A 20207-nucleotide genomic window follows, 5' to 3' on the forward strand; every position below is an offset into this window, starting at 1 on the left:
CCCCGGGTGATTGAGCCGCCACGGACGCAGAGGCGCGTACGCGGTGCCGGGGGAGCGTGTCTCAGAGGGCGTGGCCCCGCACGGTGGGGCCGAAGAGTTCGTCCTGGGCGTGGTCGCGGGCCGTCAGGAGGGCGCCTCGCAGCACCGCTTCGCCACCCAGGACACTCGCCCGCACCTCGGTGGGCAGCGGTGACATCCGGGCCGTCCGGTCCCGCACGCGGGCGGCGAGTTCCTCGCCGCCCGCCTGTCCGATCTCCCCGCCGAGCACCACGCACCCGGGATCCAGCAGCGCGGCCACCGACGCGACCCCCACGGCGACACGGTCGGCGAGGGCGTCGAGGAAGCGCGCGTCCGCGGAGCCCGGCTCCTTCCCCGCCCGTGCGGCGGCCGCCCGTACCGCTCCCGCCGCCGCCGGTTCCCCTCCCGGCTCGGCCACGACCCCGTACTCCCCCGCCAGTTCCGTGACCGCCGCCGCCGACGCGAGGGAGTGGAAGCCGCCGCCGCAGTCCGTGGCCGACGGCAGGCCGGGCGTGCCCGGGACCGGCAGGAAGCCGATCTCACCCGTGCCGCCGGAGGCGCCCCGGCGCAGGGTGCCGTCCAGGATCACGGCCGCGCCGGTGCCGTGGCCGAGCCACAGCAGGACGAAGGTGTCGCGGTCGCGGGCGGCCCCGTCGCGCTGCTCGGCCAGGGCGGCGAGGTTGGTCTCGTTCTCGAGGCTGACCCGCGCCTCGGGCAGCCGGTCCTGAAGCGCGGCGACCAGCCGGCGGTGCCATTCCGGCAGCCCCGTGGAGTCGCGCAGGTCGCCGCTCGCGGGATCGATCAGCCCCGGGGCGCCGACGCCGACGGTGTGCAGCCGGTCGGCTCCCGCCTCCTTCAAGGTCCGCTCGACCAGGGTCACCGCCCGCTCCACGGCCGGGCCCGTCCCGGCGGCCGGCGCGATCGGTGCGGAGGCCTCGGCCAGGACCGTGCCGACGAGGTCGGACACGACCACCGCGACGCCCTCGGTCCGCACGTCGAGTGCGGCCAGGTGCGCCCGGTCGGCGACGATCCCGTAGACCTTCGCGTTCGGCCCGCGCCGTTGTTCCCCGGCCTCTCCGACCACGGTGATCAGCCCGGCCGCGGTCAGCCGCTCGGCGAGGTCGGCGACGGTCGGCCGGGACAGCCCGGTCAGCTGCTTCAACTGCCCGGCCGTCAGCGGTCCTTCCTGCTGGAGCAGCCGTAGGGCGAGCCGGTCGTTGATGGCTCGGGCGGTGCTCGGGGATGCGGCCATGGCGTGATCCTTCCAGATCTGCGGTCCGCCGTCGGCGGGCGGCGGCGATGACGGCGGCCGGACCGGACCGGCGGGGCGAGCAGGCCGGAGCGAGGGGCGCCGGACCGGACTGTGCCGTGCCATGCCGGACCGGACTGGCGAAAATCCCCTTATCTTTCAGGCAGGGTACCTGATAGTTTACCCGGCGCGTCAGGGATGCCTTGGGCGACCGGGAGGGGCGGGACCATGAGTGCAGAGGTGTACGGGCAGCACGAGGTGCGGCGGGCGCGGTACGCCGTGGGGGCGGTGTTCGCCGTGCACGGCGCCGTCACGGGCTCGTTCGCCACCCGTGTGCCGTGGATCCAGGACCATGCCGGCGTGAGCCCCGGGCAGTTGGGGCTCGCGCTCGCCTTCCCCGCGCTCGGCGCGTCCCTCGCGATGCCGCTGGCGGGGTGGGTCAGCCACCGCTTCGGCGCCCGGGCCGCACTGCGCGGGCTGATCGCTCTGTGGACGCTCGCGCTGGTCCTGCCGTCCGTCGCCCCGAACCTGCTCACCCTCTGCCTGGCCCTGTTCGTCTACGGCGCCACGGCCGGCATGTCCGACGTGGCGATGAACGCCCTGGGCGTGGAGGTGGAGAACCGGCTCGACCGGTCGATCATGTCCGGGCTGCACGGCATGTGGAGCGTCGGCGCCCTGATCGGTTCGGCGGCCGGCACGCTCGCCGCGCACCTCGGTGCGGACGCCCGGCTGCACCACACGCTCGCGGCCGGTGTCCTGACCGTGGCGGGCGTCCTCGCGGCCGGCCACGTCCTCGATCTGCGGTCCGCCCCGGACGAGGAGCCGCCGCCGAGGTTCGCGCTGCCGCCCCGCTCCGCACTGCTGATCGGCGCGATCGGCTTCTGCGCCGTCTTCGCGGAGGGCGCGAGCCTCGACTGGTCGGCGGTCTATCTGCGCGACCGGCTGGAGGCCTCGGCCGGTCTCGCGGCGGCCTGCACCACCGGGTTCACGCTCACCATGGCGGTCGCCCGGATCGCCGGGGACCGGGTGGTGGACCGCTACGGTGCGGTGCGCACGGTCCGCGCGAGCGGTGTCGTCGCCGTCGGCGGCGGACTGCTGATCGTCCTCGCGCAGCACCCCGCGGCGGCGATGGCAGGCTTCGCGCTGATGGGTCTCGGCATCGCGGTGGTGGTGCCGCTGTGCTTCGCCGCGGCCGGCCGCAGCGGCAGCAACCCGAGCCTCGCCATCGCGGGCGTCGCGACCATCACGTACACCTCGGGACTGATCGCTCCGAGCGCGATCGGGCTGCTGGCCCAGGCGACCAGTCTGATGGTGTCGTTCGTCCTGGTCACGGTGTTGTCGTGCGGCCTGGCCGGCTTCGCGGGCGTGCTGCGCGGCGGGGACCGGGTGAAGATCATCCGGCCGGACGCGGCCGTTCCCGGCCCACGGACCTGAAAGCCCCGCGGACCGTCTCGCCGGACTCCCTCCCCGGGGCCGCGGATCACGCTCGGGTGCGGGCGGGCCCGGCCCCGCCCTCCCTCGTGACCGGAGCATGCCCGATCAGCCCTCACAATGGTCCGGACACGCTGCACGAACGACGAAAGCGACAGCTCATGGATCTCGGCGTCCGCTGGACACTGCACGGCGACGGACGCACACCGGCCCCCGGTGCGGTGGTCCGTCCCGACGAACGGCTCTCGTGGCCCCGCACCGCGGGGTTGGGGGCCCAGCACGTCGTCGCGATGTTCGGGGCGTCGTTCGTCGCACCGGTCCTCATGGGTCTGGACCCCAATCTCGCGATCATGATGTCGGGCGTCGCGACCATCGTGTTCCTGCTGGCCACGCGTGGCCGGGTGCCCAGTTATCTGGGCTGCTCGCTCTCCTTCGTCGGCGTCGCCGCGGTCATCCGGGCCCAGGGCGGGTCCAGCGCCACCGTCACCGGCGCGGTGTTCGTGGTCGGGGCCGCGCTGTTCCTGGTGGGGCTCGCGGTACGGCACTTCGGAGCGCGGATCATCCACGCCGCGATGCCGCCGATCGTCACCGGTGCGGTGGTGATGCTGATCGGCTTCAACCTGGCGCCGGTCACGGCCGCCACCTACTGGCCGCAGGACCAGTGGACCGCCCTGTTCGTGATGCTGTTCACCGGTCTGGCGGTGGTGTGTCTGCGCGGTTTCTGGTCCCGCATCGCGATCTTCCTCGGGCTGGTCTTCGGGTACGTCCTGTCCTGGGGCCTCGACCGGGTCTTCGGGCAGATCCACTCCGCGGACGCGAGCGGTGCGGTCACCGATCACTGGCGCCTGGACCTGTCGGGCGTCGGCCAGGCCGACTGGATCGGTCTGCCGACCCTGCACGGCCCGTCGTTCGAGTGGTCGGCGATCCTGGTCGCCCTGCCGGTCGTCATCGCGCTGATCGCCGAGAACGCCGGGCACGTCAAGGCCGTCGGCGAGATGACCGGCGACAACCTCGACGACAAGCTGGGCACGGCCATCTCCGCCGACGGCGTCGGCTCCATGCTGTCCACCGCCGTGGGCGGCCCGCCCAACACCACGTACTCCGAGAACATCGGCGTGATGGCGGCGACCCGCGTCTATTCGACCGCCGCGTACTGGGCGGCCGCGGGTTTCGCCCTGCTGTTCGGCCTCTGCCCGAAGTTCGGCGCGGTCGTGGCGGCCGTCCCCGGAGGTGTGCTCGGCGGCATCACCGTCATCCTGTACGGCATGATCGGCCTGCTCGGCGCCCAGATCTGGACCAACGCCAAGGTGGACCTGCGCAATCCGCTGAACCTGGTGCCGGCCGCCGCCGGCATCATCATCGGCGTCGGCAACGTCACGCTGGAGTTCACCGACACCTTCTCGCTCAGCGGCATCGCGCTCGGCACGCTCGTCGTCATCACGGGCTACCACGCGCTGCGCGCCTTCGCGCCCGCCCACCTCAAGACGCAGGAGCCGCTGCTGGACGAGGGCACCTCGTCCTACGACACGAGCGGCAACGACGCCGAGGCCGGCACGAGCGGTGGGAAGGGCGACGGCGAGGCGGACGGCGAAGGCGGTCAGCGCGCCAAGTCGTAGGCGTACGACGGGGTGAAGGTGCCCGGCGCCCCCTTGCAGCCGTCCGACTCCCCCGGCAGCTTGACCCACAGGTAGGCGTCGATCCCCGCCTCGCCGGTGCTGAGTGTCGGGGCCCGGCCGAGTGTGCGGCCCGCGGGGTCGCACCACTCGCCGTCGGCCGGAGCACCGTTGCCGTTGCGGCTGGTGTCGATCACCGCGCCGAGGCCCGGCGGGCCGCCGAGGGCGTCGAGCACCCGCCGGTCGTAGGCGACCTCGTCGGCGGTGGCGTGGAAGTTGGAGACGTTGCTGAAGACGCCGTCGGAGGAGGCCGCCGACGCGGCCCCGGCCTGCCGCAGCCAGCCGGCCTGTTTCACGGGCGCGTTCCACCCGGAGTGCCCGGCATCGTAGTAGACCCGTGCCCGGGGGTTGGCCTCCTTGAGCACCCGTCCGGCGCGGGCCAGCGAGGCGAAGCGGGCGGTGCGCTCGCCCGCGGAGAGGCATTCGACCTGGGCGAGGGAGTCCGGCTCCAGGATCACGACGACCTCGCCGGACCCCAGCCCGGCGGCGAACCGGTCGATCCAGCCGTCGTAGGCGTCCAGGTCGGGCGCTCCTCCCTGGGAGTGCCCGCCGCAGTCACGGCCGGGTATCGCGTACGGCACGACGACGGGCACCTGCCCCCGCGCGGCGGCGCCCGAGGTGACCGCGCGGACCCGTGCGGTCAGGGTGTCCGGTGAGTAGTCAGCGAACCACACCGCCGCGGGCCGGTCGCCGATGCGGGACTCTATGACCGCCCGGCGTGGATCGCCGGGGTTGGCCCGCACCCAGTCCAGGACCTGGGACTCGGGGTGGCGGTAGAGCCGGGTGGACGCCGCGCCGGACCGCTGCTCCGGCGCGCTCCCGGACGCGGACGCCGTGGCACTCGCCTTCCCCCGCTTCCCCTCCTTCCCGGCCTTCTCAGGACCGGGCTTTGGAGAAGCGGACGGGGAGGGTTCGGCGGGCGACGGGGACGGCACGGCGGGCAGTGGTTCCAGCCGGGGCGACGCGGTCACCCCGGGCGGCCGTGCCTCGTCCGAGCCGCGGTCCCCGCCGAGGGCCGAGAGCATCCCGGTGGCGGTGCCGACGGCCACCACGACGGAGGCGGCCGCGACCATGGTGCCGCGCCGGGCCACGCCTCTGCGCGCGGATCGCCGAGCGGCCAGGCGTTGGGCACGCGAGCCTGACACGTACTGCTCCCCCTCCCCCACGGCGGGCGCGTTACCCCGTTCCGGGGAAGCGTCGGTCCCGCCGCCACGGGCACCACACTAAAGGTGCGAATCTGCGCTCATGGCGCGATGCGAGCAAGTCCACACCCCTGTAGACACGGTCGTCTCCCGTATGCGCGCCCTCGACTCCGCCCTGCCCCGCCGGGACGGGATCGCGGTCTTCAACCGGGTCTACCTCACGGTGACGACGGAGGCCGACCGGCGCATCGACGCGGGTCCGCTCGCGGACGCGCGGGCGGCGGTCACCCTGAACGTGGTGTTCGCCGAGCGTTATCTGGCCGCCGTCGAAGCGGTGTCCGAGGGGCGCCGCCCGCCGGCCTGCTGGCGTCCGCTGTTCCAGTTCCGCCACCATCCCGGCGTACGTCCGCTGCAGTTCGCGCTGGCGGGCATCAATGCGCACATCGGTCATGATCTGGCGCTCGCCGTCGTGGACACCTGCCGTACCCTCGATTGCGAACCCGCTTGGCTGGAGGATGAGTTCGAGCAGGTGGGTGATCTGTTGACCGCGCTGGAGGAGCGCATCCGCGAGGACCTGATGCCCGGTCCCGACCTCCTCCAGCTCGCCGATCCCCTCACCCATCTGGCCGGCGCGTGGAGCCTGGACCGCGCCCGGGACGCCGCGTGGACGACGGCCCGCGCGCTGTGGGCGCTGCGCGGGCTGCCGGACGTCGCCGAGGAGTTCGCCGCGCGTCTCGACCTGGCCGTGGGCTTCGCCGGGCGCATGCTGCTCACACCGCTGCCCGGCTGAGCGGAACCGGGCCGGCCGGCCGCGGCGCCCGCGGTGCGGCCGGGTTCAGTCGTCGGAGAGTTCCACCGGCGCGATCTCGTCGTACACGTCACCGGGCCCGGGGTTGGACGCGTCGGTCCCTCCGCCGAAGTGGTGCATGACGCCCCAGACGGCGTTGAGCGCGGTCTGGACGGCGCCCTCGGCCCAGCCGGCCGTCCAGGAGATGTCGTCGCCGGCGAGGAAGACGCCCCGCTTGTCCTCGGGCAGCCGGTCCTGCATGAAGTGCGTGAACAGGCGCCGCTGGTACCGGTAGTGACCGGGCAGGTTGGCCTTGAACGCGCCCATGAAGTAGGGCTCGTTCTCCCAGGAGACGGTGACCGGGTTGCCGATGATGTGCTTCCTGACGTCGACCTTCGGGTAGATCTCGCCCAGCGACTTCAGCATGACCTCCATCCGCTCGTTCGGTGACAGCGGCAGCCACTTCAGGCTGTCGTCGCACCAGGTGTAGGACAGGCAGATGACGGCGGGCCGGTCCGGGCCGTCGTCCAGCAGATAGGTACCCCGGGTCATGCGGTCGGTCAGCGTCATCGACATGACGTCCCGCCCCGTGTCCTCGTCCTTGTCGAGCCAGAAGGGCCGGTCGACGGGCACGAAGAGCTTGCTGGACTCCATGTAGTGGGTGCGCTCGATGGCGCTCCAGTGGTCGATCGGGAAGAGCGCGTCGTCACAGGCGATCTTTGACAGCAGCATCCAGGACTGGGCGGTGAAGACGGCCGCCCGGTAGGTACGGACGTCTCCGTTCGCGTCCGTCACCGTGACGCGGTGGCCCGCGGTGCGGTGCAGCCGCGTCACCGCCGGTCGCGGCTCGCCGTCCACGTGCAGGGTCTTCAGCGAGGTGCCGTAGGGCCAGTGGACGAGCTTCTCCGGTTCGCGCTCCCACAGGCGCAGCGGCAGCTGCTGCGAGCCGCCGACGATGCCCCGGTGGTGGTCGTCGGCCTCGGTGTAGACGACGCGCAGGATCTCCAGGATGGAGTTGGGGAAGTCGGTGTCCCAGCCGCCGGTGCCGAAGCCGACCTGGCCGAAGATCTCGCGGTGCCGGAAGGATCTGAAGGCCTCGGAGTCGCAGAGGAAGCCGTAGAAGGTCTGGTCGTCGAACTTCTCGACGAGCCGGGACCAGATCTCGCGGATGCGCGGGACGTCGCGCTCGCGCAGGGCGCGGTTCATGTCGGAGAAGTCTGCGCCCTCCTCCAGGCACCGGGCCCAGGCGTCGGCCACGTCCCGGTAGACCTGCGGGAGGTCGTCGAGGGTCTCGGCGTAGTGGGACTCGCCCTTGAGGTCGACGACGGTCGACGGTGTCGACGCGGCGAGGGGGTTGGGAAACGGGCGGGTCTCGAGGCCCACCAGGTCGATGTAGTGCTGGAGGGCCGTGGAGGACGGCGGGAAGCGCATCGCGCCCATCTCGGCCGTGAGCGCGGGGTCGCAGCCCTCGAATCCGACGGTGCGCAGCCGGCCACCGATCCGGTCGGCCTCGTACACGACGGGCTTGAGACCCATCTTCATCAGCTCGTAGGCGGTGATGATGCCGGACAGGCCGCCGCCGATCACCGCGACCTCGGTGCCGTGTTCCGTCGCGGGGATCTGGCCGAGGCCCGCCGGGTGCGCGAGGAAGTCGTCGTACGCGTAGGGGAAGTCCGGGCCGAACATGGTGATCGGCGGCTGCTGCTCGTCGGCGTGCTCGACGGCGTTGGGCACCGTGGACGTCATGGGGTGCGGACTCCTTGCGCGGAAGATGTCGGAGCGGGGGCGGGAGCGGGGGCGGGGTTCAGCCGAGGGGCCCGTACAGGGCGGGGCGGCGGTGCCGCAGATACGGGTTGTGCTCGCGGGAGGCGGCGAGGAGCACGGGGTCCGCGTCGGCGATCACCAGTTCCTCGCCGCGTCCCGCCCGGGTACGGGCGGTCCCGTCGGGTCCGGCGAGGGTGGAGAGCCCCGCGAACTCCCACTCGCCCTCGTGGCCGGCCCGGTTGACGTACGCGATGTACATCTGGTTCTCGAACGCCCGTACCGGCACGAGGGACTCGGCGACGAACTGGAACGGATGCATCAGCGCGGTGGGCACCAGCAGGAGATCGGTGCCGGCCAGGGCGTGGGCGCGCGCGTTCTCGGGGAACTCGATGTCGTAGCAGGTCAGCAGGCCGACGGTGAGGCCGTGCAGTTCGGCCTGGACGACCTGCTGGTCTCCGGGGGCGAAGTGGTCCTGCTCGAAGGGGCCGAAGAGGTGGGTCTTGCGGTAGTTCGCGAGGCGGGTGCCGTCCGCGGAGACGAGCTGGGTGGAGTTGTGGACCGTGTCGCCCACGCGCTCCGGGTAGCTGTAGGCGATGGCGAGCCCGTGCCGGGTAGCCGTCCGGGCGATCGCGTCGGCCGCGTCGCCGTCGGCGGGCTCGGCGAGCACCGCGATGTCGTCGCCGATCGCGTATCCGGTCAGGAACAGCTCCGATGTGACGAGCAGCCCGGCGCCGGCCGTGGCGGCACGGCCGGCGGCCTCGTCGAGGACCTTGAGGTTCTCGCTGACGGAACCGGGCCGTCCGGAGCTCTGGAGCAGGGCGGTGCGCATGCGTGTTCCTCGTCGGTACGCGGGAGGGCGGGGGAGGCGGGCGGAGGGCCGCCGGGAGGGATCGCCTAGACGGTACGGTCGGCCGGCTCGGCCGGGCAAGAAGTGGCCGTTGCGCATCGGTGAGCGGATCATTGCGTCCGGTGCGGGATCAGCGGCGATTCGTTGCGTGCTCCCGACCGGGGCCTGCCTGCGACCGGAGTCGCAGGGGGGCAGGCACGGCGTCGGGGCCTCGGCGACCTCCCTCTCACGCGCGCAGAGGCCGCCCTCCACCGCTGTACGCAATACGCCACCGCGTGAAACCCGGCTGGGACGCTCTCCGTGGTCTCCGTCGTCACCACCGCGCCCGGCGCACGGAGCCGGCGCACCGGCGTCACCGTCCGCGACCGGGGCCCCGACCGCGACGTCGCGTGGGCGTGTCGGTAAGCGGGACGGGGGGTCACAGCTCCCGGAGCCGTGCCACGATCTCGCGCAGGAGTTCCGGGTCGGTCGCCGGCCCGCCCGTGCGGCGCGGTGCGCCGATCCACACCAGGCCGGCTCCGGCCAGGTCCGCGAGGAGCACCCGGACGACGGTCAGCGGCAGGTCGGCGGCCGCCGCGAGTTCGACGACCGGCAGGGGGCCCCGGCGGCGCACCAGGTCGAGCAGGCGGGTGCGGGTGTGGTCGACACCGGGCTGCGCCAGGCCGGACTCCACGGCACTGACCTGGGACAGCAGGGTGATGGTGGGCCCGCCCGAGGGACGGGTCCGGCCTCGCGTGACGGCGTAGGGCCGCACCATCAGGCCGGTCTCGTCCTCGTACCAGTGGTCGTCGTGCGGGTGATCGTCGTCGTACCGGTGGTCGTCGTCGGTCACGGCAGCGAGGACACGCCCTCCGTCTCCTCCGTCTTCTCGGGCACCTCGGACACCTCTGACACCTCGGACTCCAGGTGCGCCAGTACTTCTCCGGGCAGCAGGACCGCGGCCGTCGTCCCGCCGTACGGGGACTCGTGCAGCGTCACCTCGATGGCATGCCGTGCGGCGAGCCGGCCCACCACGTACAGGCCGAGCCGGTCGTGGCGGGAGGGATCGAAGCCATCGGGGTGGCCGAGGGTGCGGTGAGCCTCGTGGAGCGGCCCGGAGTCGAGGCCGGGTCCCCGGTCGTCGATGCGCAGGACGTAGCCGCCGCGCTCCCGGCCGGTGCGCAGTGTCACCCGGGTGTGCGGGGGTGAGAACACCGTGGCGTTCTCCAGGAGTTCGGCGACGAGGTGGACGACGTCCGCGACGGCGTCCGCGGCGACGCCGACCCGGTCCATCGGCGGGACCTCCACGCGCACGTAGTCCTCGATCTCGCTCACCGCGGAGGAGACGACGTCGGCGATGGGCACGGGGCGGCGCCATCTGCGGCCCGGGGCGGCGCCGGAGAGGATGATCAGGTTCTCCGCGTGGCGCCGCATCCGGGTGGTGAGGTGGTCGATGCGGAACAACTGCTCCAGCATGTCGGGGTCGTCCGTGTGCCGTTCCAGCGTGTCGACGAGTTTCAGCTGCCGGTGCACCAGGGTCTGGTTGCGCCGGGCGATGCTGAGGAGAACCGCGAACAGCCCGCGGCGCAGGGTGGCCTGCCGGACGGCGGCCTCGACGGCGGCGAGGCGGGCGGCGTTGAAGGAGCGGCCGACCTGGCCTATCTCGTCGGACTCCGCCTCCCCGTCGGCCAGCGGCGGTGCCTCGGCTGCCGCGTCCACCTCCTCGCCGGCGCTCAACCTGACCATGACATCGGGCAGCTGGCGGGTGGTCAGCAGGTCCGCCGCGTCCCGCAGTTCCTCCAGCCGGCGGGAGATGCGGCGGGCACCGCGCACCGCCCACCACAGGGACAGGCCGATGGCCGCCAGCCCGAGCCCGCCCACGACGGCCGCCTTGATCAGCTCCTGATGGGCGAAGCTCCGGCCGCGTTCGGCGGAGTTGAGGGCCGCCTGGGTGCACAGCTCCATGTAGCGCTTGACGGCCCGGTCGGTGGTCGTGCGCCAGGATTCCGCCGCGACGGCCTCACCGGCGCGCTCCGGCCCCGCCCGCAGCAGCGCCTCCTCGCTCCGGGTCAACTCGCCGTGCAGTTCGCCGCGCTGGAATTCCTGGAACAACGCCCGTGAGTCGGCCGGCAGGTCGGCCACATACGTCCGCTCGAAGACCCGGCGGTGCCCGATCGCCGCGGTGAGCGTGTCGTACTGCCGGTCGGTCAGTCGGCCGGCCGCGCGCGCCCCGGCGACGAGGGCGTCCTCGCGGGAGACGAACTCCCGCACCCGGACGAGCTCGACGACGACCTGCGCCTCCCGCGCGAGCTGCCCGGCCTGCAGGGCGGTGAGGGCGGACTGGATGTCGAATCCGGGTTCCACGAGCGCACCGTACTCGTCGACGGCCCGGTCCCAGGAGATGTCGCGGGCCAGCACTCGATGGCGCAGTCCCTCCAGTTCCTCGACGGCGCCGACCATGGCGTCGAGGGCCTCGCGCTGCGGGCCGGAGAGCCGGTCTCGGTCGCCGTCCCGGATCGCGTCGCGCATGGCGTTCACGGCGCGGTCGGTGCGGCGGTGCTGCTCCATGAGGTCCAGGGTCGCGGACTTGCGGTGGCTCGTCCCCAAGTAGGCGGCGGCCAGCCGCCGTTCGATCTGGATCTGCCCGATCGCCGTGTCGACGGGCGTGCCGAAGTCCTCGTACACGCCCTGCAGCCGGGTCAGTGCGCGCAGTTCGCCGGTGACCGACACCATGGCGAAGGTCCACAAGGCCAGCAGGGCGAGCGCCGGTGCGAACGCAAGCGCGACGATGCGGGCGCGGACCGTGGCGGGACGGCCGATGAGCCGGCGCATAGCTCTCCCCAGGACGCTCGGATGACTGGGCGGCGAAGCACACACCAACGGTTGTTACCCATCGGTAGCGAGTGGCGCACAACCTACGGGACGACTCTCGGCGAGCGCAATGGCCTCGTGAGGATCAGAAGCAACGCCGTCACCGGATACGGCACCGCGAACACGGCGAAGGCCGTGCTGTGCGGGCTGTGCGAGGCGATCAAGGCGTAGCCGCCGAACACCGCGACCGTGGCCAGCTCGGTGCCCAGGCCCGCGAGCGAGGTCAGGGTGGCCCGCCCGGTGTCCCCGATGCGCCGCTGGAGTCGCGCGTCGGCCAGCACGGTCGCCGCCTGGAAGCCTCCGAAGGCGAGGGCGACCAGGACCAGTCCGGCCGGCGTACCGGCGAGCGTGCCGACGGCGAGAGCGAGTCCGGCGCAGGCGAGCAGGGCCGCGAGTCCGTTCGTGCCGAGGCGTTCGCCCTCGCCGGCGAGGAGGCTCCCGGCGGTGGCACCGGCCCAGATCAGCAGCAGGAGGTACGGGACGGTCTCGTCCGCGACGCCGGTGTCCCGCACCAGCAGCGGCGTGTACTCGTCGAGGGCGCCCCACACCGCGCCGACGGCCGGTACGAGCAGTAGCGCGCCGCGCACCGACCGGTCGGCGCGTGCCTCGGCGAGTCCGGCGCGCAGGGGGGCGGTCCAGCCCCGGTGTCCCGTCGCCGGGGTCCGGTGTTCCGGGAACCGGAGGGCGGCGGCCGCGGTCAGCAGGCACGCCAGGATGCTGGCGGCGCAGACGGCGGCGTGGCCGCCCTGGTCGAGCACCGGACCGGCGAGTCCCATGGCCGCCATCACGGCCACCAGGCCGGCCGCGCGGGCCCGGCCCATGATCCGGGCGTAACGGCCGGCCGCGTCGAGCCGCTCCAGTTCGTCGTGGACCAGGGCCTCCAGCGCCCCGGAGGCGAGTGCTCCGCCGGCACCCCACAGGACGAAGCCGGCCGCGAAGGCGCCGTACGAGGGCACCAGCGCCCACAGGGTGAAGCCGGCGGCGGTGAGCAGCGGGCCGAGCCACAGGAGCAGGCGGCGGGAGACGGCGTCGGCCCAGACGCCGGAGGGGACCTCCAGCAGGACGCCGGTGACCGACCAGAGGGCGAACAGGGAGGAAATCTGCCAGACGGTGAGACCGCTGTCGCTGAACAGCAGCGCGTACACCGGGTAGAGCAGCACGAAGTCTTCGAGGAACGCGTAGCCGTACAGCGTGGTCGTCAGCCGTCGGACGCGGGGGTCGGGCGCACGCGTGGGCGTGGAGGTCATGAGGCCTTCCCGTAAGGGCGGTTCGGATACCGGACGTGGAGGACGTACGGCATCCGAGGCGGCCCTCGGGAGGCGTTACCGGTGGATCAATGTCGCCAGGTCATGACGTCGAGGATAGTGCGGGCGGCCGTCAGGCGGGCGGTCCTGACGAGAATCGTCGCAGCAGCGGTGACAGCACCAGCACGGACTTGGTCCGCTCGACGAAGGGCTCCCCCGCGATCCGTTCCAGGACCCGTTCGAAGTGCCGCATGTCGGCGGCGAAGACCTGGGCGACCGCGTCCGCCTCCCCGGTGACGGTGGAGGCGGACACGACCTCCTGGTAGCGCTCCAGGCCCCGTTGGATGGTCTCCGGGGAGGTGTTGCCGCGGCAGTAGATCTCGACGAAGCCCTCGGTCTCCCAGCCGAGGGCGGCGGGGTCCACCCGTACGGTGAAGCCGGTGATGGCGCCGGTGGCGCGCAGCCGGTCCACGCGCCGCTTGACGGCGGGCGCGGACAGGCCGACGAGCTTGCCGATGTCCGCGTAGGAGCGGCGGGCGTCCTCGGCGAGGGCGTGCACGATGCGTTCGTCGAGATCGTTCAGCACTGCGGGCGGTTCACTTCGCTTCTGGGAGGTCAGGGACGGGACCTACGGGTTCGGCGGGTCCGGTGGGTTCGGCGGGGAGCGGGAGGGGCGGCAGGACCGGCGGGGTTCGCGGAGGCCGCCCGGGGGCGGGCGGCCGGACGGCCGGGACCCCGGTCAGGTCCAGCTGGCGTGCAGCGGCTTGCCTTCGGCGTACCCGGCGGCGCTCTGGATGCCGACGACGGCCTTCTCCCCGAACTCCTCGAGGGAGCCGGCGCCCGCGTAGGTGCAGGAGGAGCGGACCCCCGCGATGACCGAGTCGATCAGGTCCTCGACGCCGGGCCGGGTCGGGTCGAGGAACATGCGGGAGGTGGAGATGCCCTCCTCGAACAGCGCCTTGCGGGCCCGGTCGTAGGCCGATTCCTCCGAGGTGCGGTTGCGTACGGCGCGCGCGGAGGCCATGCCGAAGGACTCCTTGTAGGGGCGTCCGTTCGCGTCGTGCTGGAGGTCGCCCGGGGACTCGAAGGTCCCGGCGAACCAGGAGCCGACCATCACGTTGGACGCGCCGGCCGCGAGGGCCATCGCCACGTCGCGCGGGTGGCGGATCCCTCCGTCGGCCCACACGTGCTTGCCGTACTTCTTCGCCTCCGCCGCGCACTCCAGGACCGCGGAGAACTGCGGCCGGCCGACGCCGGTCATCATGCGGGTGGTGCACATGGCGCCGGGGCCGACGCCGACCTTGACGATGTCCGCTCCGGCCTCGATCAGGTCGCGGACGCCCGCGGCGGAGACCACGTTGCCCGCGGCGATTGGGACCTGCGGGTCGAGGTCGCGGACCAGCTTGAGGGCGCTGATCATCGACTCCTGGTGCCCGTGCGCCGTGTCGATGACGAGCGTGTCGACGCCCGCGTCCAGCAGTTGCCGGGCCTTGCCGGCGACGTCGCCGTTGATGCCGACGGCCGCGGCGATGCGCAGCCGTCCCCGGTCGTCGGTGGCCGGCGTGTACAGGGTGGCGCGCAGGGCGCCCTTGCGGGTGAGGATGCCGGCGAGGCGGCCGTCCTTGTCCACGGCGGGGGCGTAGCGCCGGTTGGCGCCGTCGAGGGTGTTGAAAGCCTCACGCGGGTCCATGCCGGCGTCGACGAGCAGCAGGTCGCGGGACATGACCTCGCTGAGCTGCGTGAAGCGGTCCACACCGGACAGGTCGGCGTCGGTGACCACACCGATCGGCCGGTGCCCGTCGTCGACGACGACGCCCGCGTTGTGCGCGCGCTTGGGCAGCAGGGCGAGCGCGTCGGCGACGGTCTGGTGCGGGGCCAGCACGATGGGGGTGTCGAGGACCAGATGGCGGCTCTTGACCCAGGCGACGACCTCGGTGACGACCTCGATCGGGATGTCCTGCGGGATGACCACGAGCCCGCCGCGGCGGGCCACCGTCTCGGCCATGCGGCGGCCGGCGATGGCCGTCATGTTGGCGACGACGAGCGGGATGGTGGTGCCCGTTCCGTCCGGGGAGCTGAGGTCCACGTCCTGACGCGAGACGACGGCGGACCGGTTGGGCACCATGAAAACGTCGTCGTAGGTCAGGTCGTACGGGGGCTGGATGTCGTTGAGGAAACGCACGTGCTGCACATCCCAGTCGATCAGAGGTGGCCCCCGGACAGGTCAGCCAGGGGGAAGAGCACGTACTTCATTGTCCCATGACGACCGGATCGCCCGTGCCGGTGCGATCATCCAGGCAGGTCGGCGCGCGGCTGGGAGGAACCTCCGAGGGCGAGGGCCACGGTGAGCGCCGGGGCCCTCCGTACCGCTTCGGCGAACACCTCCCGCGCGGTCTCCCACTCCGCGGGACGGGCCGTCGCGTAGGGCAGCCGGCCGTCCACGACGATCAGCAGTCCGCGTTCGACGGCGCCTTCGGGCCGGACCGGGTGGTCGGCGCGGGAGTCCGCGAGGGCGTCCCGGTTGCGGCCGAACCAGCCCGGCAGGTCCGGGGCGCGGGCGCAGCCGTCCATCAGGCCGTCCTTGTCCGTGGCCCCGTCGAGGTCGAGCGCGACCACGAGCCGGCCCGCCCGTTCGTGCGTCATCCCGGTACCGTCCTGAACGGAGCGTAGGGGCGCTTCGGTGCAGCACTTCTCGCCGCCGCGTCCGGTGACGGCGCGCCGGGCTTCGCGATCGGCCGAGCGGCCCGCGAGGGGCAGTCCCGCCGTCAGCGCGAGAAGGCGGGTCGGAAGACGAGGGAGGAGCCGCAGCACCGTACGGCCGATGCTGCCGCGTCCGCCCTCGTCCCTCGCCCGGTCAGGGACCGTCCGGGTCGGACCGGTTGAGGGCGGACCTCGGGGCGGGCCCCGCCGCCATCAGGTAGTCGGCGGCCGAGGTGTCCGTCACCAGGCTGGTGACCAGCCCGGAGCGCAGCACCGCGTCGATCGCGGGGCCCTTGCGCTGCCCGCCGGCGATCGCGACGACCTCGGGGACCCGGCGGAGCTGGTCGGTCTTGACCGTGATGCACCGCTCACCGAGGTCACGGCCGACCCGGCGCCCGTCGGAGTCGAAGAGGTGCGCGGACATCTCGGCGGCGACGCCGAGGGAGGCGTAGTGCTCCCGCTCCTCGTCCGTGAGCATGTCGTGCACCGTCGAGATGCCCGGCTCCCAGGAGCCGATGGAGACACAGGCGACGGTGACCTTGTCGAAGTACTCGAAGGCCCGGGCGATACCGGTCTGGTGGCGCAGCGCCTCCGCGGTCGCCGCGTCCGGCAGCAGCATCGGCGCGTAGATGGGGTGGGCGTCGCCGCCCGACACCTGCGCGGCCCGCCGTACGGCCTCCACCGAGCCGCGCTCGGCGGTCCCGGCGTCGTACACACCCGTCAGCTGCACGACCGTGCAGGGCGCCAGCCGGTCCAGGGCCGCCGCCATGTGGATGGTGGACCGGCCCCAGGCCAGCCCCAGTACGTCTCCCTCGGTGACCAGCTCGCCGAGCAGGTCGGCGGCCACCTCTCCCAGGTTCTCGGGGTCGGGTGTCTCCGCGGCCTCGGCCGGGGACTCCACCACGACGGCGTGCCTGAGGCCGTAGCGGGCGCGCAGCGCATCGGAGCGCTCCGCGTCCAGCTCGGCGGGCACGCGGATCTCGATGCGTACGAGATCCCGTTCGAGGGCGGTCTCCAGGACCCGGGCCACCTTGAAGCGGCTGACGCCGAACTCCTCCGCGATCTGGATCTTGGACTTGCCCTCTAGGTAGAAGCGGCGGGCCATGGCCGCCGCCTGTACCAGCTCAGCGGGTCCCATCCGCATGGCTGAACGGCCCGCCGCCGACATACCCGACACGGCGATCTCCTCACTGCTGTTCACACTCTGGATTCGCCTTCATCCTTGCAGATCCGGCGCGGTCGAACGGCCCTGCTGGAAAGCCGTTCACGTTCCCGTGGCTCAGTGGTCGCACGCCCAGGATGCCTTGCCCGTGGCCGCTTCGGCCCGGTTGCGCAATGCACGTACCGCTTCGGCCGGGTCTTCCGCCCCGTACACGGCGGATCCCGCGACGAAGACGTCGGCTCCGGCGTCGGCGCACTGCTCGATGGTGGACGCCGAGACACCGCCGTCGACCTGGAGCCAGAGGTCCAGGCCGTGCTTGCTGATCAACTCGCGGGTGCGGCGGATCTTCGGAAGCATGATGTCGAGGAAGGCCTGGCCCCCGAAGCCCGGTTCGACCGTCATGATCAGCAGCATGTCGAGCTCGGGGAGCAGGTCTTCGTACGGCTCGATCGGCGTCGCGGGCCGCAGTGCCATGGAGGCCTTGGCCCCCTTGGCCCGGATCTCCCGGGCCAGCCGCACGGGCGCGGCGGCCGCCTCCACGTGGAAGGTGACGGAACCGGCCCCCGCCTCGACGTACTGGGGCGCCCAGCGATCGGGGGCCTCGATCATCAGATGGCAGTCCAGCGGGATGTCCGTCGCACGGGCCAGCGACTCCACGACCGGCACACCGAGCGTGAGGTTCGGGACGAAATGGTTGTCCATGACGTCGACGTGGAGCCAGTCGGCTCCCGCGACCGCCTGCGCCTCGTCCGCGAGGCGGGCGAAGTCGGCGGAGAGAATACTGGGGTTGATCTGCGCGGCCATGCCCCAAGCCTGCCATGCCCTCCGGCGGGCGGCGGCACCGGTCCGGGAGGAATGCGGGCATATCCGCCACCCGCGTCCCGGGCCTGCCTGCTCCGGAGGCGGCCATGAGCTCGACGCGTGGCACGTCCGGGGCGGCCGGGGGTCGCGGGGCACCTGAGGCTCGTGGGGTACCGGAGACGCCTGGGGCTCCTGGGGCGTGGGCCGCGCACGGAGCGTCTGACGCGGGCGGGGCACCTGAAGCGGGCGGGCCGCACGGTTCCGGCGGGGAGTACGGGAAACGCGGCATCGGGCATCTGGTCTGCGGACGCCGTGCCAAGTGGCTGGTCCTGGCGCTGTGGCTGGTGGTGCTGTTCCTGGCGGCGCCCCTGGCGCAGAAGCTGACCGACGCCCAGGACAACGACGCGGCGTCCTGGCTGCCGGGGTCCGCGGAGTCCACGCAGGTCCTGGAGATCTCCGAGGACTTCCGGCCCGAGCAGATCCCCGCGATCGTGGTCTACGCGCGCGAGAGCGGTCTGACGGCCGCCGACCGGGAACGGATCGCCGAGGACGCGGACGCGCGGGTGGGCGGCGGAACGGCGGCGCTGCTGGACATGGACCGAGCGACCACGCACGACAATCTGGTGATCATTCCGCTGGTGCTGCTCGTCGTCCTGCTGACCCTCTGCGCCCCGCTCCGGGCCCTGATCGCCCCGCTGCTGCTCATCGGGACGGTGATCCTGTCGTTCGCCGCGGCGCTCGGCCTCAGCGCCCTGGCCTTCCGGTACGTGTTCGACTACGCGGGCGAGTCGACGGACTTCCCGCTGTTCGCCTTCGTCTTCCTGGTGGCCCTGGGCATCGACTACAACATCTTCCTGACCACCCGGATCCGCGAGGAGGCGGGCCTGCGCGGCACCCGGCGGGGCGTGGTCACCGGGCTCGCCACCACGGGCACCGTCATCACCTCGGCGGGCCTGGTCCTGGCGGGCACCTTCGCCGCGCTCGGCACCCTGCCCATGGTCGCCTTCGCCGAGATCGGCTTCGCGGTCGCCCTCGGCGTGCTGCTGGACACCTTCATCGTGCGGTCGGCGCTGGTCACGTCCCTGTTCCTGGACGTGGGACCCAGGGTGTGGTGGCCGCACCGGCTCGCCCGCGAGGACGGCGCCGGCGCGGTGCGCGAAGCGGAGGTGCAGGTTCCCCCTTCGTGTGGCCCACCGCGGTCACCTGAACCGGGCGGATACGCGCGTCTCAACTGCCGGCCAACCCGACCCGTCTCACGATCTTGGCTAATCCCGTGGCGACACATCGAGTGGTGCTGCTGGGGCATGGAGCGCGGAAAACCAGCGGCGTCAAGCCTCGGGATACCGAGTGCAGGAGCGGCTCCATTACATCTCCCCTCTCTGCTGGCCAGATTTTCACCTCGTCCCATCAGGAGCTGATACCCAGGGACTTTGCGTGTCGCGGTTCTGTCCGGTTGAGCACATGAGTCCTGGTTGATCATGCCCATCCGAGTGTGGCCAGAGGGCGACTCGGATGGCGGTCATGGTGGCGGGTGGCGGCGGCGATGTCGGTGCGGCGGCCCTGCCGGAAGGCACTGACGGCAAGGTCGCGAAGGCCAGCCGTCACGCGGGGCAGGTGAGCGGTGAGGATGAGGGAGCCGCCCTCGGTGAACGTGGTGTCGCGGACGCGGTGGAGCCGGTTCTCGATCTTCCAGTGGCCGTGGATCCAGGCCGCGATCCGGGCGCCGGATGCCGCGCCGGGTGGGAGGCCGGTGACGAAGTGCAGCCGCTCGATCGTGATCTTGTTGCTGGTCAGGTCCTTTCACCGGCGCATGACGCGCAGGGCTTGACGGCCCCGGGATGGTCGAGATGCCGGAACGCGGCCGTCTTCAGGTGACGGACCCCGAGCCGGCCCCGGTTCCTGGTGCGGTCCTTGTGGTCCAGATCGATGTCGGCCCACGGCAGTTTCCTCAACTGCTCGAGCAGACCGGGATGGTCGCCCTTCACGACAGCGATGCAGTGGGCGCCTTGCTCGCGCAGCCAACGGCCGTTCGCGTGCTGGGGGTGGGCCGCGTCCGCGGTGACGGGGTACGGGCCCATCGCTCCAGGCCCGACGGCACAGGAGAAAACGAGACAGCAGGCACGGACTTCGGTTGTGGTCACGTGAACTCGACACTCACATGATCAACAAGCCCCTGCCTGCACCTGCATCCGGGCCCTCCACAACGCGACATGACGGCTCGTCACAGGGCGGTCTCGCCCTCCGGGGCGGGCTGCGGCTCAGCCGCCTCGATGGACTCAACCTCGTTCCCGTTCTCACTGGTCATCGACGCATCTTCCTTGATCAGGAGTTACACCGAACGATTTACCGTCCCGCACGAGGATCGACACGCCGCGTGACCAGGGCCGGATGGTTTATCAGCATCCGCAGGGCCCCACGGCGTCCGCGACGGGGGAGACGATTCCGGAACGACGGACAAGGCAGTCCGGCGCATCACCCGTGCTTCGCGGCGCGGGCACCGGCAGTCCGGTTGCGGGACATCCAGCGCAGAGTAGCCTAA

16 protein-coding genes and 1 pseudogene are annotated in these 20207 nt (G+C 72.4%); 4 read left to right on the plus strand and 13 right to left on the minus strand.

What is annotated here, in order from left to right; all coding sequences use genetic code 11:
* Positions 1-61 precede the first annotated feature (61 nt).
* Entirely contained in the window at positions 62-1270 is a 1209-nt protein-coding gene (locus tag OHB56_RS08185) for an ROK family transcriptional regulator (RefSeq protein WP_326751665.1), read from the minus strand.
* Positions 1271-1495: 225 nt separating this feature from the next.
* Between OHB56_RS08185 and OHB56_RS08190 the strand changes: the two genes are divergently transcribed.
* A complete protein-coding gene (locus OHB56_RS08190) occupies positions 1496-2701 on the plus strand; it encodes an MFS transporter (RefSeq protein WP_406352435.1) in 1206 nt (401 codons plus the stop codon).
* 158 nt (positions 2702-2859) lie between these two features.
* The gene (locus OHB56_RS08195) at positions 2860-4314 is read left to right on the plus strand and encodes a uracil-xanthine permease family protein (RefSeq protein ID WP_406352437.1); all 1455 of its coding nucleotides are present in this window, start codon (positions 2860-2862) and stop codon (positions 4312-4314) included.
* Here OHB56_RS08195 and OHB56_RS08200 read toward each other — a convergent pair.
* On the minus strand, positions 4296-5444 hold the full coding sequence (locus OHB56_RS08200) for a glycoside hydrolase family 6 protein (RefSeq protein WP_326756926.1): 1149 nt from the start codon (positions 5442-5444) through the stop codon (positions 4296-4298). The two genes, OHB56_RS08195 and OHB56_RS08200, sit on opposite strands and share 19 nt — an antisense overlap.
* Positions 5445-5616: 172 nt before the next feature.
* Between OHB56_RS08200 and OHB56_RS08205 the strand changes: the two genes are divergently transcribed.
* The gene (locus OHB56_RS08205; RefSeq protein WP_406352439.1) at positions 5617-6303 is read left to right on the plus strand and encodes a DUF5995 family protein; all 687 of its coding nucleotides are present in this window, start codon (positions 5617-5619) and stop codon (positions 6301-6303) included.
* A 45-nt stretch (positions 6304-6348) separates the two neighbouring features.
* Here the strand turns inward: OHB56_RS08205 and OHB56_RS08210 are convergent, their stop codons facing one another.
* The 10 genes from OHB56_RS08210 to rpe form a co-directional block, all read right to left on the minus strand.
* Complete coding sequence (locus tag OHB56_RS08210) at positions 6349-8046, minus strand: NAD(P)/FAD-dependent oxidoreductase (RefSeq protein ID WP_326751669.1); 1698 nt, start codon at positions 8044-8046, stop codon at positions 6349-6351.
* A 58-nt stretch (positions 8047-8104) separates the two neighbouring features.
* Complete coding sequence (locus OHB56_RS08215) at positions 8105-8893, minus strand: carbon-nitrogen hydrolase family protein (RefSeq protein WP_326751670.1); 789 nt, start codon at positions 8891-8893, stop codon at positions 8105-8107.
* A 436-nt stretch (positions 8894-9329) separates the two neighbouring features.
* Positions 9330-9743, minus strand: coding sequence for a DUF742 domain-containing protein (locus tag OHB56_RS08220; protein WP_326751671.1), 414 nt, complete (start codon positions 9741-9743; stop codon positions 9330-9332).
* A complete protein-coding gene (locus OHB56_RS08225) occupies positions 9740-11722 on the minus strand; it encodes a nitrate- and nitrite sensing domain-containing protein (protein WP_406352442.1) in 1983 nt (660 codons plus the stop codon). The genes OHB56_RS08220 and OHB56_RS08225 overlap by 4 nt, the downstream gene beginning before the upstream one ends.
* Before the next feature lie 83 nt (positions 11723-11805).
* Positions 11806-13008 carry an MFS transporter gene (locus OHB56_RS08230; protein ID WP_406352444.1) on the minus strand — a complete coding sequence of 401 codons (1203 nt, stop codon included), beginning with the start codon at positions 13006-13008 and terminating at the stop codon, positions 11806-11808.
* Positions 13009-13138: 130 nt separating this feature from the next.
* Positions 13139-13591 carry an Lrp/AsnC family transcriptional regulator gene (locus OHB56_RS08235; RefSeq protein WP_055630134.1) on the minus strand — a complete coding sequence of 151 codons (453 nt, stop codon included), beginning with the start codon at positions 13589-13591 and terminating at the stop codon, positions 13139-13141.
* A gap of 153 nt (positions 13592-13744) precedes the next feature.
* A complete protein-coding gene (locus tag OHB56_RS08240) occupies positions 13745-15187 on the minus strand; it encodes a GuaB1 family IMP dehydrogenase-related protein (RefSeq protein WP_406358972.1) in 1443 nt (480 codons plus the stop codon).
* 107 nt (positions 15188-15294) lie between these two features.
* On the minus strand, positions 15295-15648 hold the full coding sequence (locus OHB56_RS08245; protein ID WP_406352446.1) for a barstar family protein: 354 nt from the start codon (positions 15646-15648) through the stop codon (positions 15295-15297).
* Between the two features lie 211 nt (positions 15649-15859).
* Entirely contained in the window at positions 15860-16906 is a 1047-nt protein-coding gene (locus OHB56_RS08250; RefSeq protein ID WP_326751675.1) for a sugar-binding domain-containing protein, read from the minus strand.
* Positions 16907-16984: 78 nt separating this feature from the next.
* Positions 16985-17671, minus strand: coding sequence for a ribulose-phosphate 3-epimerase (gene rpe / locus OHB56_RS08255; RefSeq protein ID WP_055598108.1), 687 nt, complete (start codon positions 17669-17671; stop codon positions 16985-16987).
* A gap of 542 nt (positions 17672-18213) precedes the next feature.
* Here rpe and OHB56_RS08260 point away from each other — a divergent pair.
* A pseudogene (locus OHB56_RS08260) lies at positions 18214-18834 on the plus strand (MMPL family transporter); the annotation flags it as partial.
* A gap of 624 nt (positions 18835-19458) precedes the next feature.
* Here OHB56_RS08260 and OHB56_RS08265 read toward each other — a convergent pair.
* Complete coding sequence (locus tag OHB56_RS08265; protein ID WP_406352448.1) at positions 19459-19746, minus strand: hypothetical protein; 288 nt, start codon at positions 19744-19746, stop codon at positions 19459-19461.
* Positions 19747-20207 lie beyond the last annotated feature (461 nt).

Source organism: Streptomyces sp. NBC_01635 (assembly GCF_045209715.1).
Classification (GTDB): Bacteria; Actinomycetota; Actinomycetes; order Streptomycetales; family Streptomycetaceae; genus Streptomyces; species Streptomyces hirsutus.

Excerpts from the sequence above, each read along its gene's own strand:
- OHB56_RS08185 (WP_326751665.1), bottom strand. The coding sequence starts at position 1,270 with ATGGCCGCATCCCCGAGCACCGCCCGAGCCATCAACGACCGGCTCGCC.
- OHB56_RS08190 (WP_406352435.1), top strand. The coding sequence starts at position 1,496 with ATGAGTGCAGAGGTGTACGGGCAGCACGAGGTGCGGCGGGCGCGGTAC.
- OHB56_RS08195 (WP_406352437.1), top strand. The coding sequence starts at position 2,860 with ATGGATCTCGGCGTCCGCTGGACACTGCACGGCGACGGACGCACACCG.
- OHB56_RS08200 (WP_326756926.1), bottom strand. The coding sequence starts at position 5,444 with ATGGTCGCGGCCGCCTCCGTCGTGGTGGCCGTCGGCACCGCCACCGGG.
- OHB56_RS08205 (WP_406352439.1), top strand. The coding sequence starts at position 5,617 with ATGGCGCGATGCGAGCAAGTCCACACCCCTGTAGACACGGTCGTCTCC.
- OHB56_RS08210 (WP_326751669.1), bottom strand. The coding sequence starts at position 8,046 with ATGACGTCCACGGTGCCCAACGCCGTCGAGCACGCCGACGAGCAGCAG.
- OHB56_RS08215 (WP_326751670.1), bottom strand. The coding sequence starts at position 8,893 with ATGCGCACCGCCCTGCTCCAGAGCTCCGGACGGCCCGGTTCCGTCAGC.
- OHB56_RS08225 (WP_406352442.1), bottom strand. The coding sequence starts at position 11,722 with ATGCGCCGGCTCATCGGCCGTCCCGCCACGGTCCGCGCCCGCATCGTC.
- OHB56_RS08230 (WP_406352444.1), bottom strand. The coding sequence starts at position 13,008 with ATGACCTCCACGCCCACGCGTGCGCCCGACCCCCGCGTCCGACGGCTG.
- OHB56_RS08245 (WP_406352446.1), bottom strand. The coding sequence starts at position 15,648 with ATGACGCACGAACGGGCGGGCCGGCTCGTGGTCGCGCTCGACCTCGAC.
- rpe (WP_055598108.1), bottom strand. The coding sequence starts at position 17,671 with ATGGCCGCGCAGATCAACCCCAGTATTCTCTCCGCCGACTTCGCCCGC.
- OHB56_RS08265 (WP_406352448.1), bottom strand. The coding sequence starts at position 19,746 with ATGGGCCCGTACCCCGTCACCGCGGACGCGGCCCACCCCCAGCACGCG.